Origin of the sequence: Alkalihalophilus sp. As8PL (assembly GCF_040939795.1) — a bacterium.
Lineage (GTDB): Bacteria > Bacillota > Bacilli > Bacillales > Bacillaceae_D > Alkalihalophilus > Alkalihalophilus lindianensis.
Map to the genome: position 1 here is coordinate 566108 of NZ_CP162551.1, position 12001 is coordinate 578108.

The 12001-nt window shown below is 40.9% G+C and carries 14 protein-coding genes and 1 riboswitch; of the genes, 13 read left to right on the forward strand and 1 reads right to left on the reverse strand.

The features are described from left to right. Positions 1 to 270: 270 nt before the first annotated feature. The 8 genes from AB3N04_RS04290 (at position 271) to AB3N04_RS04325 (ending at position 6620) form a co-directional block, all read left to right on the forward strand. The gene (locus tag AB3N04_RS04290) at positions 271 to 2688 is read left to right on the forward strand and encodes a Na+/H+ antiporter subunit A (RefSeq protein ID WP_368504877.1); all 2418 of its coding nucleotides are present in this window, start codon (positions 271 to 273) and stop codon (positions 2686 to 2688) included. After that, positions 2685 to 3119, forward strand: coding sequence for a Na(+)/H(+) antiporter subunit B (locus tag AB3N04_RS04295; protein WP_368504878.1), 435 nt, complete (start codon positions 2685 to 2687; stop codon positions 3117 to 3119). Before AB3N04_RS04290 ends, AB3N04_RS04295 begins: the two co-directional genes overlap by 4 nt. After that, positions 3119 to 3457, forward strand: coding sequence for a Na(+)/H(+) antiporter subunit C (locus tag AB3N04_RS04300; protein WP_317120369.1), 339 nt, complete (start codon positions 3119 to 3121; stop codon positions 3455 to 3457). The genes AB3N04_RS04295 and AB3N04_RS04300 overlap by 1 nt, the downstream gene beginning before the upstream one ends. Next, positions 3450 to 4931, forward strand: a complete 1482-nt coding sequence (locus tag AB3N04_RS04305) for a Na+/H+ antiporter subunit D (protein WP_368504879.1) — start codon at positions 3450 to 3452, stop codon at positions 4929 to 4931. The genes AB3N04_RS04300 and AB3N04_RS04305 overlap by 8 nt, the downstream gene beginning before the upstream one ends. A 5-nt stretch (positions 4932 to 4936) precedes the next feature. Next, the gene (locus AB3N04_RS04310; RefSeq protein WP_368504880.1) at positions 4937 to 5413 is read left to right on the forward strand and encodes a Na+/H+ antiporter subunit E; all 477 of its coding nucleotides are present in this window, start codon (positions 4937 to 4939) and stop codon (positions 5411 to 5413) included. A gap of 1 nt (position 5414) precedes the next feature. After that, the gene (locus AB3N04_RS04315) at positions 5415 to 5690 is read left to right on the forward strand and encodes a Na(+)/H(+) antiporter subunit F1 (RefSeq protein WP_368504881.1); all 276 of its coding nucleotides are present in this window, start codon (positions 5415 to 5417) and stop codon (positions 5688 to 5690) included. Further along, a complete protein-coding gene (gene mnhG / locus AB3N04_RS04320) occupies positions 5677 to 6036 on the forward strand; it encodes a monovalent cation/H(+) antiporter subunit G (RefSeq protein ID WP_368504882.1) in 360 nt (119 codons plus the stop codon). Before AB3N04_RS04315 ends, mnhG begins: the two co-directional genes overlap by 14 nt. Positions 6037 to 6158: 122 nt before the next feature. Continuing rightward, positions 6159 to 6620 carry a small multi-drug export protein gene (locus AB3N04_RS04325; protein WP_368504883.1) on the forward strand — a complete coding sequence of 154 codons (462 nt, stop codon included), beginning with the start codon at positions 6159 to 6161 and terminating at the stop codon, positions 6618 to 6620. Positions 6621 to 6692: 72 nt separating this feature from the next. Here AB3N04_RS04325 and AB3N04_RS04330 read toward each other — a convergent pair whose 3' ends face one another. After that, the gene (locus AB3N04_RS04330) at positions 6693 to 7475 is read right to left on the reverse strand and encodes a phosphatidylserine decarboxylase (protein WP_368504884.1); all 783 of its coding nucleotides are present in this window, start codon (positions 7473 to 7475) and stop codon (positions 6693 to 6695) included. A 146-nt stretch (positions 7476 to 7621) separates the two neighbouring features. Between AB3N04_RS04330 and pssA the strand changes: the two genes are divergently transcribed. The 5 genes from pssA (at position 7622) to AB3N04_RS04355 (ending at position 12000) form a co-directional block, all read left to right on the forward strand. Next, positions 7622 to 8161: a CDP-diacylglycerol--serine O-phosphatidyltransferase gene (gene pssA / locus AB3N04_RS04335; protein ID WP_317120362.1), complete on the forward strand. Its 540-nt coding sequence runs from the start codon at positions 7622 to 7624 to the stop codon at positions 8159 to 8161. Positions 8162 to 8449: 288 nt separating this feature from the next. After that, positions 8450 to 8722: an HU family DNA-binding protein gene (locus AB3N04_RS04340; protein ID WP_317120361.1), complete on the forward strand. Its 273-nt coding sequence runs from the start codon at positions 8450 to 8452 to the stop codon at positions 8720 to 8722. A 130-nt stretch (positions 8723 to 8852) separates the two neighbouring features. Beyond that, a riboswitch (TPP riboswitch) is annotated at positions 8853 to 8954 on the forward strand. Positions 8955 to 9083: 129 nt separating this feature from the next. After that, positions 9084 to 10361, forward strand: a complete 1278-nt coding sequence (locus AB3N04_RS04345; RefSeq protein ID WP_368504885.1) for an acetylornithine deacetylase — start codon at positions 9084 to 9086, stop codon at positions 10359 to 10361. A gap of 234 nt (positions 10362 to 10595) precedes the next feature. Then, the gene (gene tenA / locus AB3N04_RS04350) at positions 10596 to 11273 is read left to right on the forward strand and encodes a thiaminase II (RefSeq protein ID WP_368504886.1); all 678 of its coding nucleotides are present in this window, start codon (positions 10596 to 10598) and stop codon (positions 11271 to 11273) included. Further along, positions 11263 to 12000: an ABC transporter ATP-binding protein gene (locus AB3N04_RS04355; RefSeq protein ID WP_368504887.1), complete on the forward strand. Its 738-nt coding sequence runs from the start codon at positions 11263 to 11265 to the stop codon at positions 11998 to 12000. The genes tenA and AB3N04_RS04355 overlap by 11 nt, the downstream gene beginning before the upstream one ends. Position 12001: the final 1 nt, after the last annotated feature.

Below are 12001 nucleotides of genomic sequence, written 5' to 3' on the forward strand. Positions count from 1 at the left end.
CATCACGAATTTTGGAAATCCTACATTTACGTAAACGCTTAAAAATACGATCAAACCAAAAAAATTTCGCTTAAATTTTTCGCCTTTCTTCATATTTAATAAAATCTATAAAAGCAGGTGACACTAAGGGCTGCAAGGATGCACGCTGATTTAAATTAGGTTATAATTCTACATAGTCTAAGAATTGTTCGGTTTTCAAATACGGATAAGAGGATAAATACTATAGGGCCCAACCAATTCTACTAGTAACTATTTAAGGAGGTATGTGATTTGACCGTATTACATTGGGCTACGATTTCGCCTTTTCTATTAGCTATTTTGATCCCATTTCTGTACAAATACGCTAGACGGATTCATACAGGTTGGTTTGTATTAGTACTCCCACTTGTACTATTTATCTATTTCATTCAATACCTTTCAGTGACCTCATCTGGTGGCGTCATTGAGCACACCGTTCCTTGGGTACCATCCCTTGGAATAAACTTTACTGTCTTCGTTGACGGTTTAAGTCTTTTATTTGCCCTACTCATTACCGGTATTGGAACACTTGTTATCCTCTATTCGATCTTCTACTTATCAAAGAAGACCGAAAGCCTGAACAATTTCTATGTGTACCTTCTCATGTTCATGGGGGCTATGCTTGGGGTTGTCTTATCCGATAACCTTATTGTCCTTTATGTATTTTGGGAATTAACAAGTTTAGCATCATCGCTATTAATTAGTTATTGGTACCACCGTGAAAAATCTACATACGGTGCACAAAAATCGATGCTGATCACTGTATTTGGTGGATTTGCGATGCTTGGTGGTTTTTCATTGCTTTATGTAATGACTGGCACATTCAGTATTCGTGGCATTATCGAGAATGTTGATCTAGTAACGTCTAGTACATTATTCTTACCAGCAATGATTCTTGTACTACTTGGTGCATTTACAAAATCTGCACAATTTCCATTCCACATCTGGTTACCAGATGCCATGGAAGCACCAACGCCAGTTAGTGCGTACTTACACTCAGCAACGATGGTTAAAGCAGGGATCTACCTTGTAGCACGTCTTACGCCTGTATTTGGCGGTGCTCCTGAATGGTTCTGGCTTCTGACTGGGTTTGGTGTCGTCACCCTCCTATGGGGCTCTACATCCGCCGTCAGACAAAAGGACCTAAAAGGAATCCTGGCCTTTTCAACAGTCAGCCAGCTTGGGTTAATTATGACTTTACTTGGTCTAGGTTCAGCTTCGATTTACTTTGGAGATAGTGTCGATCCAGCGTTCTATTCCTTTGCGATTATGGCTGCGATCTTCCACTTGATTAACCATGCAACATTTAAAGGAAGTCTCTTTATGACCGCTGGGATTATTGATCATGAAACCGGCACACGCGATATTCGCAAGCTCGGTGGATTGATGGCGATTATGCCAGTAACCTTTACTGTTTCCTTAATAGGACTAGCATCAATGGCAGGTCTACCTCCATTTAACGGGTTCTTGAGTAAGGAAATGTTCTTCACAGCGCTTCTTCGTGCAACCGAGATGAATGCCTTTAATATGAAAACATTCGGTATCATCATTGTCGTTGTCGCTTGGATTGCTAGTGTATTTACATTCTTGTACTGTTTAATTATGTTCTTTAAAACCTTTACAGGGAAATTCAAGCCAGAAAACTATGATGTGAAAGTGCATGAAGCTCCTATTGGGCTGCTTATTAGTCCGGTTATTTTAGGATCACTTGTTATCGTCTTTGGTTTCTTCCCGAACATTTTGGCTTATACGATTATTGAGCCGGCCATGCAGGCGATCTTGCCTACATTGTTAGCTGATGGTGAAGTATTCTATGTCGACATTTATATGTGGCATGGATTTAATGCTGAATTATTCATGACAATGGGTGTTGTTGCTCTAGGAATCATCTTATTCTTATTGATGAAAAACTGGGCAAAGACTGCTTTCTATATGAAAGAACGCGACCCATTAAACTGGTTTTATGACAACTCCCTTAGCGGTGTCATTACTGGTTCGCAAGCTGTGACAAGAATTCAAATGACTGGTCTATTGCGCGATTATTTCGCCTATATGACAGTGTTCATGATTCTTTTACTCACGTACACGATGATTCGTTACGATGCGTTTACCATTGATACGACGAATGTATCAGAAATCGCCCCTTATATTTGGGTGTTAACGATCGTCTTTATTGCAGCAACGATATCAATCCCGTTCATCAACAAGCGTATTACCGCTGTTGTGGTCGTAGGGATTATCGGTTTCTTACTAGCTTTATTCTTTGTTGTGTTCCGCGCGCCAGACCTAGCCTTAACGCAATTGCTAGTTGAAACAGTAACCGTATTGTTATTAATGCTTGCGTTCTACCATTTACCTGAATTACGTAAAGAAGAATTCAAGCCACGATTTAACATTGTAAACCTTGTGATTTCTATAGGAGTCGGTTTCCTTGTCACTGCGATTGCGCTAAGTTCTTTAGCCCTTGGAAATGAAGCTGGAATTGAGCCAATTTCTCAATTCTTTGTTGAGAACTCGAAGGAACTTGCTGGTGGTTACAACATGGTTAACGTGATCCTAGTTGATTTCCGTGGACTCGATACTTTACTTGAGGTCCTTGTTCTAGGAATTGCAGCATTAGGTGTTATTGCTTTAATTAAGTTACGAATGACAGGGAGGGAAGATGTGTGAAGAAAATAAACTCAAATGATGTCCTTCTTCATTCAGTCACTCGTGTTGTGACATTCATCATCCTTGCATTTTCCGTATACCTCTTCTTCGCCGGACATAACAACCCCGGCGGAGGATTTATCGGAGGATTAATGACGGCAAGTGCCCTTCTTTTGATGTATCTAGGCTTTGATATGAAGAGCATTAAAAAAGCAATCCCGTTTGATTTCACAAAAATGATCGCATTTGGATTGCTTCTTGCGATTTTCACAGGGTTTGGTGGTTTTCTAGTAGGCGATCCGTTTTTAACGCAATACTTTGAGTACTATCAAATACCGATATTAGGTGAAACCGAATTAACAACGGCGCTTCCCTTTGATTTAGGGATTTACCTTGTTGTTGTTGGTATCGCGCTTACGATAATTCTTACGATTGCGGAGGATGATATGTAATGGAAATATTAATGTCCATCACTGTTGGTGTCCTCTTTATGGTCGGAACGTATTTAATTCTTACAAAAAGTATACTCCGAGTGATTGTAGGATTGATTTTACTTTCACACGGCGCCCATCTATTACTATTGACGATGGCCGGTTTACAAAGAGGTGCACCACCACTACTTGGTCTTGAGGCAAGCACATATAGTGATCCTTTGCCACAAGCATTAATTTTAACAGCGATTGTTATTAGTTTTGGGGTCACATCATTCTTACTTGTTCTTGCGTACCGTACGTACAAGGAACACAAGACGGATGATTTAGACCAATTAAGGGGATCTGCAGATGAATAACTTAATCATACTACCGATTCTAATCCCATTTATTGTAGGTACGTTTCTCATTTTATTCGCTAAAAATCATAGCTTACAGCGTGTGATTAGTGGATTTACTGCAATTGCCATGTTATTGGTATCGATCTATCTTGCCATACATGTGTATCAAGAAGGCATTGGCGTGCTTGAACTTGGTAACTGGCAAGCACCATTTGGTATTGTTTTAGTTGCTGACATGTTCGCAACGATGATGGTCATTCTCTCAAGTATTGTTGGGGTTGTCTGTTTATTCTTTGCTTTTCAGACAATCTCATCAGAGCGTGAGAAGTTTTATTTCTATCCGTTCTACTTCTTCTTACTTGCAGGGGTTAACGGAGCATTTCTTACAGGAGACTTATTTAATCTATTTGTGTTCTTCGAAGTGATGCTCATTTCTTCTTACATCTTAATCGTACTTGGTGGAACAAAGTATCAATTACGAGAGTCTTTAAAATATGTGATTATCAATGTTTTTGCTTCAATCTTGTTCCTCGTCGGAGTCGCGTACATCTACTCTATTACGGGAACATTAAATATGGCTGATCTAGCTGTTAAAGTCGGCCAGCTTGAGCAGACAGGCGTATTAAACGTCATTGCGGTAATATTCTTACTTGTCTTTGCAATGAAGGGTGGATTATTCCCTCTTTACTTCTGGCTACCACGTTCTTACTATGGTCCGCCAGCTGCCATTGCCGCATTATTTGGGGGATTGTTAACGAAGGTTGGTATTTATGCGATTATGCGTACATTCACCCTAATCTTCACACATGACCCAGGATTTACTCACACCCTTATCTTGATCTTAGCTGGTCTGACCATGTTCTTTGGGGTTCTTGGAGCCGTTTCACAATTTGACTTCAAACGAATCCTTTCTTATCACATCATTAGTCAGGTTGGTTACATGGTGATGGGGCTTGGTATTTACACACAACTTGCGATTGCTGGTGCAATTTACTACATTGCCCATCACATTATCGTAAAAGCAGCCCTGTTCTTATTTGCCGGGGCAACACAGAAGATTACAGGTACAACCGATTTGAAGAAAATGGGTGGCTTACTTAAAACGCACCCTTGGCTTGCGTGGATGTTCTTTATATCAGCCATCTCTCTTGCCGGTATCCCGCCTCTAAGTGGATTCTTTAGTAAGTTTGCGCTCATTCTAGCCGCATTCTTAGAAGAGAACTACATCATTGCTGCGGTGGCACTAGCAGTTGGTCTACTCACCCTCTTCTCGATGATGAAGATTTTCATCTATGCATTCTGGGGCGAGCAGAAACATACAGAAGAGCAAGCAAATTATAAAGTTGGAAAGCTCTTGTTGCCAATCGTTCCACTTGTGGCATTAACGATCATTCTAGGTTTTGCAGCAGAGCCAATTTTCCAATATTCATTGCAAGTTGCAGAACAAATTTTAGACCCAACGATTTATATCGAATCTGTACTTAAGGAGTAGTTGCTATGGCTTTTCAAATACTTTTAAACATTGTCATTGCGATCATCTGGGTCAACTTTCAAAATAGCTATACAGGTGTAGACTTCTTCATTGGGTATGTTGTTGGGATCTTAATTTTATTCGTTCTTCGTCGCTTCTTACGATTTGATTTTTACATTCGTCGTGTATGGGCCATTATTAAGCTGATCGGCTTGTTCTTTAAAGAGTTGATTCTTGCCAACATCGACGTTATTAAAATCGTTTTAAGCCCTAAGATGAATATCCAACCAGGAATTGTAGCTGTTCCTACCAAGTTAAAAACAGATTGGGAGTTAAGCTTACTAGCTTCTCTCATCTCTCTTACACCTGGTACGCTTTCGATGGATTTCTCAGATGATAATAAGTATATTTACATTCATGCGATTGACGTTCCAAATAAAGAAGCAATGATTAAAGAAATTCACAATACGTTTGAGCGTGCAATTTTGGAGGTGACCAAGTAATATGTTTCACTCCTTATTAATGATTGTATTAGTGGTCATGTCTATCTCTTTATTTATTTGCTTTATTCGTACATTAATTGGGCCTACGATGTCTGACCGCATCGTAGCGCTTGATACGTTTGGTATTAACTTGATCGGCTTCATCGGAATCATAATGATGCTGCAAGAAACATTAGCATACTCCGAAGTTGTTCTTGTTATCAGTATTCTAGCCTTCATTGGTTCAATTGCGCTTTCTAAATTTATTGAAAGGGGTGTTGTCTTTGACCGCGGCTGAGATTATCATTAGCCTTTTCGTCCTTTTAGGTGGCTTTCTTAGCCTTCTAGGTTCGATCGGGATCATTCGCTTTCCAGATGTATACGGACGCTTACATGCTGCGACAAAGAGCGCAACACTCGGCGTAATTTCGATCATGTTTGCTACTTTCCTATTTTTCCTTCTAACTCAGGGACAATTTGTCGGAAAGTTACTGCTAACGATCCTATTCGTTTTCTTAACAGCTCCTGTAGCTGGTATGATGATGGGCCGCTCCGCTTATCGTGTAGGGGTTCCATTGTGGGAGAAGAGTTCACAAGATGACTTAAAGAAAATGTATGAAAAGAAAATGAAAGGAAGCAATTAAGTAAATTGCTTCAGTCTTAGGAGTCCCCCATTTATACATGGTGGGGCTCTTTCTTGAATAATAGAACGATTAGTAAAAACATGCTACACTACTTTTAGTAAAAGGAAGTTTATGGAGGGAATATGTTTCAATTATTACTGGAGTACACCTTGATTTTCTTAGCAGCAGCAACCCCTTGGCTTGAAGCCATTGTGGTCATTCCAATCGGAATTATTCGCGGCTTAAACCCCGTTCTTGTTTCAATTGTTGGATTCGTAGGTAACATGCTAACGGTTCTACTTGTCGTGATCTTTTATGAGAAGTTTGAAGAATGGAGAATACGCCGTCGCGAGAAGAAAGGTATAGAAGAAAAGCCCGCTACAAAGCGTCAAGAACGCGCGAAACGAGTTTGGAATCGTTATGGTCTACCGGGATTATCAATTGGTGGACCGCTCATTTTAGGCACCCATTTAACGATTCTCATGGCTCTTGCTTTAGGTGCCAAAAAACAAGCTGCCACTTGGTGGATGACGATTAGCCTCGTTGCGTGGATTGTTGTCTTTGCAATAGGAACGTATTATGGTTTTAGTTGGTTTACAAGCTAACGTGAAATAAACCATGAAGAAGAGCCCCTTGATAACCAAAGGGGCTCTTCTGATTAAGAGCATTCTTTTACCTTAACGATTCACTTGAACTAACTTCTCACCCATTTTCACCTCAGAAGGTGTTTCCTTATCTGCAAGCTCAATCATATTTTTTTCAGCCACTAAGACGACCGTGGAACCAAAAGAGAAGTATCCCAGTTCTTCGCCTCGTTTCACTGATTGTCCTGAATGAGTCAGCTCTACTGTGTTAATGTTCATTGCCCCTACTTTGACAACGGCAAGACGTTTGCCCTCTACACCAATTTCGGTGATCACGCGATAGTTTCTTGATAAAGGCTTTTTACCGTACTTTAAACCCCAGTTGTTCACTGGATAAGACCTGCCACCGAGCGTCCATTGTTTCAGTATTTCACCTGAGATGGGACTATGAATACGATGATAATGGCTTGGACTTAAATAAAGCACCATTACGACTCCCCCATCATACTTTGTCGCTGCCTCTTTTGATCCAAGCATCTCTTCAATCGTATAATCTTGCCCTTTTACAGAAAATGTGACCCCCGGTGATAATAGATGCTGTTCAGCAAGAATGCCATCTACGGGACTAACCAAGCTATTAGGTGACTCATCGATTGGTCGACTAGTTGATTTCAACTCACGAATGAACAATTCATGCAAGCTTTTATAGGATTCAATTGGCTCTTTCATCTCTTGTTCATTTAAACCAAAAGTAGATGTAAATGAACGATTAAACCTTTTACTAATAGGCGCTGTAGCAAACCGCCGTAACAAATATGAATTGAATTTATGATTTGATAATTCTACAAACAGACGATATAATGATTTTTTTACCATGAGACCCTCCAAATTATGACAAAAATAGTGCGGTTTTAATGACTTCCTTCCCTAGTGAAAACCCATCTTATGTGGTATGATATTTATTTATAAAGGGCGTTAGCGTGGTTACGATCCACCACCACTAGCGTTAAGGAGTGAAATGAATGTTCCTTTTAGAACATCTCGATCAAACGATCAAAAAAGCCAAAGGCCAAATTGCAAATATACTAACCCTGATGAACCTCGGTCTAGGTGCGTTATCGATCATTTTTGTCTTGCAAAATGAATTACGTATGGGTTTATTATTTATTACCATTGCAGCAGTTTGTGACCGACTAGACGGGGCAGCGGCGAGACGTTTTCAATGTACGTCTGAATTTGGAAAGCAACTTGATTCTTTAAGTGACATTGTTTCCTTTGGGGTTGCACCTGCATTATTGATTCATCAAGCTATTTTACACGAATTTGGCTCGGTTGGGGCAATTTTCGCGATTATTTTTATAATTTGTGGAGCCATTCGCTTAGCTCGATTTAATGTGATGGAAAGTCATGGATTCTTTGTCGGTCTACCAATCACTGCAGCAGGATGTATTCTTACCTTCTCTTCATTACTCGTACCAATGCTCGAAGCATATAGCTTTATGTTTATAACAGTTATTCTAGCATTAATGATGGTAAGTTCATTTAAAGTAAGAAAAATGTAGAACGAAGCCCAAGCTAGCTGCTCGGGCTTTTTTTGTTCCCTCCACGTCAAAAGTCTCGATTTCTTGTCTATTTTGTTGTCGAATTGTCAAAAAGAGTGGAAAAATTGCCTTTTAATGCTTTAATTTACCCTCAAAGTATTGACACCATTGGGGTTTCATGAGTAAATTTGAGTGGCAGGTTATTTTAGCTTGTTGGGAGACTTAATAAATCCAATCGAACAAACGAAGAAGCAATCATTCATTTCTTCATTCGTTTTTCAAAACAAGGTATGAAAGGGAGTTTTTTTCATGAACAAAACAGATCTAATTAATTCAGTATCAGAGCAAGCAGACCTTTCTAAGAAAGATGCTTCTAAAGCAGTAGACGCTGTATTTGACAGCATCACTAATGCACTTGTTGAAGGTGGTAAAGTTCAACTAGTTGGTTTCGGAAGCTTTGAAGTACGTGAGCGTTCTGCTCGTAAAGGCCGTAACCCACAAACTGGTGAAGAAATTGAAATCCCAGCAACTAAGAACCCAGCATTCAAGCCAGGTAAACAACTGAAAGACGCTGTTAACTAAGAACAGTCCATAAAAGCGAAGAGACAAGCTCTCTTCGCTTTTTTTCATGAAACGGCTGTTGTATCCTTTTGAAAAGTATGATACTTTGTTAATAGTTTCAACTATCAAGAATGTATTAACAACTGCATAGATCGACCACTAGGGGTGCACAATTGCTGAGAGAGGTTTGATGCCTTAACCCTATTTACCTGATCTAGATAATACTAGCGTAGGGAAGTGGTGAGAGCGTTCAATCTCTTGTGACTAATTAATTGTTTAGTATGCCCTTAGACAATTATTCACTCATGTACATACGACGTTTATCAACCACTTCTATCGCTAGAAGTGGTTTTTTTGTGTGGAACATCGAAAGGAGTGTCCTTTGTTGAATGATCTTGATCAATTAGTAGACCTCGTTGACGAACGCGAAGAAGAATTACTTAGCTTACTTAAGAGACTCGTAGAATACCAAACAGAGAGCCCTCCTGCTAGAAACACAAAAGAAGCGCAACAATTCATTGCTCATTATTTAGCAGACGCAGGATTTGAGATTGATCAGTGGGATGTGTACCCGAATGACCCTAATGTCGTAGCTATAAAAAACGGGAGTGCAACCAACCAACATCAGAGCTTACTGTTAAACGGGCATATTGATGTAGCTTCAGTCGCAGAAGATGAGAATTGGACCTACCCTCCATTTACCACAACTACCATTGACAGAACTGTTTTTGGTCGTGGAGTTGCCGATATGAAAGGTGGATTAGCAGCTTGTTTGTTTGCTGTGAAGCTAATAGATGAGGCTGGGATTCAATTGCCTGGAGACTTACTCGTGCAATCAGTCATCGGTGAAGAGGTTGGTGAAGCTGGTACAAAAGAATGCTGCGAACGCGGGTATAGCGCTGACTTTGCCATTGTCGCTGATACAAGTAATTGTGAGATTCATGGACAAGGAGGCGTGATCACAGGGTGGGTCACGATAAAGAGTCCCAAAACCTATCATGATGGCTTACGACGGAATATGATTCATGCTGGTGGTGGGGTACACGGGGCTAGCGCGATTGAAAAGATGACAAAAATGATTACAGGACTTGCGGAGCTGGAGCGTCATTGGGCCGTCACTAAGATTTACCCAGGCTTCCCTCCTGGGATGAATACAATCAATCCAGCCGTCATTGAAGGAGGACGTCATGCTGCGTTTATTGCCGATGAATGTTCGCTATGGATCACTGTTCACTATTACCCAAATGAAACGTATCAGGATGTCACTCGTGAAATTGAAGAGCATCTCCTAGCCGTTGCATCTGCTGATCCCTGGCTTAAAGAACACCCCCCACTTTTTCGTTGGGGTGGCACGTCCATGATTGAAGATCGTGGCGAGATTTTCCCAGCATTAAAGATCGACCCAGAGTGGGATGGTCTGAAGCTGTTGCAGCAAGCACATACAAAGAGATTCGGCTCCCCTACTTCAGTTGGGATGTCTTCAACAGTTACAGACGGTGGGTGGTTGGGCGAGGCTAAGATTCCTACCGTTATCTATGGACCAGGCGAACTAACCCACGCTCATGCAGTAGATGAGCAAGTATCCATTGATCAACTACTTAGCTACACGAAAACCTTACTTACATTCATTTACGAGTGGTGCAGTACGAAAAGGCCTTAGCACACACATAGAATCACTTTATATGCTGCGGGAGTTATGTGCGCTATTTTGCTTTTATGTGCGAGGAAAGGCCCTTTATGAGCGAATAAAGGGCGTTATGCGTGAAAGCAACCAACTTATGAGCAAGATTTTCGATATAGGTGCGACCTACTACGATTTATGAGCGAACACCCGCTTTATTTGCGTACCCCACAAGCTAGCCCAAGCTATTACACATACAAGGAGGACATCTACATGTCATTTTCACAACGTTTACACGATAAAGCCCAACCTATTTGGGAGGCTAGTCACAACCACCCTTTCGTACAAGGGATTGGTGATGGCAGTCTTAATCTTGAGAAGTTTAAATTTTTTATGAAGCAAGATTATGTGTATCTCATCGATTATGCAAGGCTATTTGCTCTTGCAAGCATGAAGGCGACCTCACTTGAACATATGTCGATGTTTGCAAAAATGCTTGATGCGACACTTAATGTCGAAATGGACCTACACCGTCAATATGCTGCAAAACTAGGAATCTCAAATGATGAATTAGAAGACACTCAACCTGCTCCTATGGCTCTTGCTTATAGCAGTTATATGCTAAGCGTTTCTGAGCGCGGCTCGTTAATCGACCTCGTGACAGCGATTCTTCCTTGTGCATGGAGCTATTATGAAATTGGCAAGAAGCTTGCTGAGATCCCTGGTGCGATGGAGCATGAATTTTACGGTGAATGGGTCACAATGTATCAGTCTGAAGAATTTGGCGAGATTTCTGATTGGTTAATCAAATTGATTGATCAACTAGCAGAAGGCTTACCAGAGAATGAACTTACACGACTTGAAGAGATCTTCCTTCATACGAGTCGCTTTGAGTACATGTTCTGGGAGATGTCCTATAACGAGGAGACTTGGCCAGCACATGTCCTTTAATCTACTTGAAATACGGGACCTGACGTTTACTTATCCAAAAAAAGAGACCCCAACCATTCAACGACTAAATATGGTTGTCAGAGAAGGAGATTTCCTCTCGATCCTTGCTCCAAGTGGGGCTGGAAAAAGTACGATTTTTCGCCTATTAACAGAATTAGAAAGGCCACAGCAAGGACAAATCCTTTATGAACTGAATCAAGACATTCAAATCGGCTACATGCCGCAACGGGACCTTTTGCTTGAATGGAGGACTGTTTTAGATAACGTCACTCTCCCTCTTGAATTAAAAGGTGTCAAAAAGAAGAAGGCTAGAGGATTAGCCGCACCCTATTTCTCCGACTTCGGTTTAGAAGGTACACAAGAGCATTACCCAAACGAGCTCTCAGGAGGCATGAGGCAGCGTGTCTCCTTTTTAAGAGCGATCATTGGTGGTTGTCGCGTGTTGCTTTTAGATGAGCCATTTAGCGCTCTAGATGCGATCACAAGGCTTCATATGCAAGATTGGTTGCAAGAGATGTGTCAGAAGCTCGAATTAACGACCATTCTTGTCACCCATGATATTGACGAGGCTCTTAGATTAAGTGATCGTATTTTTGTCTTTCCGTCCACTCCACTTGCAGAATATGAAGAGATTACCCTTGCAGAACCTCACCCTAGAAGAGAATCCAAAGTGTTAGTCGATCATAAACAACGAATCCTGCAAACGCTCTTCATGGAGGCTAAGTAAA

Coding starts and splice junctions, on each gene's coding strand:
- AB3N04_RS04300 (WP_317120369.1), top strand. CDS start 3,119: ATGGAAATATTAATGTCCATCACTGTTGGTGTCCTCTTTATGGTCGGA.
- AB3N04_RS04305 (WP_368504879.1), top strand. CDS start 3,450: ATGAATAACTTAATCATACTACCGATTCTAATCCCATTTATTGTAGGT.
- AB3N04_RS04310 (WP_368504880.1), top strand. CDS start 4,937: ATGGCTTTTCAAATACTTTTAAACATTGTCATTGCGATCATCTGGGTC.
- AB3N04_RS04315 (WP_368504881.1), top strand. CDS start 5,415: ATGTTTCACTCCTTATTAATGATTGTATTAGTGGTCATGTCTATCTCT.
- AB3N04_RS04325 (WP_368504883.1), top strand. CDS start 6,159: ATGTTTCAATTATTACTGGAGTACACCTTGATTTTCTTAGCAGCAGCA.
- AB3N04_RS04330 (WP_368504884.1), bottom strand. CDS start 7,475: ATGGTAAAAAAATCATTATATCGTCTGTTTGTAGAATTATCAAATCAT.
- pssA (WP_317120362.1), top strand. CDS start 7,622: ATGTTCCTTTTAGAACATCTCGATCAAACGATCAAAAAAGCCAAAGGC.
- AB3N04_RS04340 (WP_317120361.1), top strand. CDS start 8,450: ATGAACAAAACAGATCTAATTAATTCAGTATCAGAGCAAGCAGACCTT.
- tenA (WP_368504886.1), top strand. CDS start 10,596: ATGTCATTTTCACAACGTTTACACGATAAAGCCCAACCTATTTGGGAG.
- AB3N04_RS04355 (WP_368504887.1), top strand. CDS start 11,263: ATGTCCTTTAATCTACTTGAAATACGGGACCTGACGTTTACTTATCCA.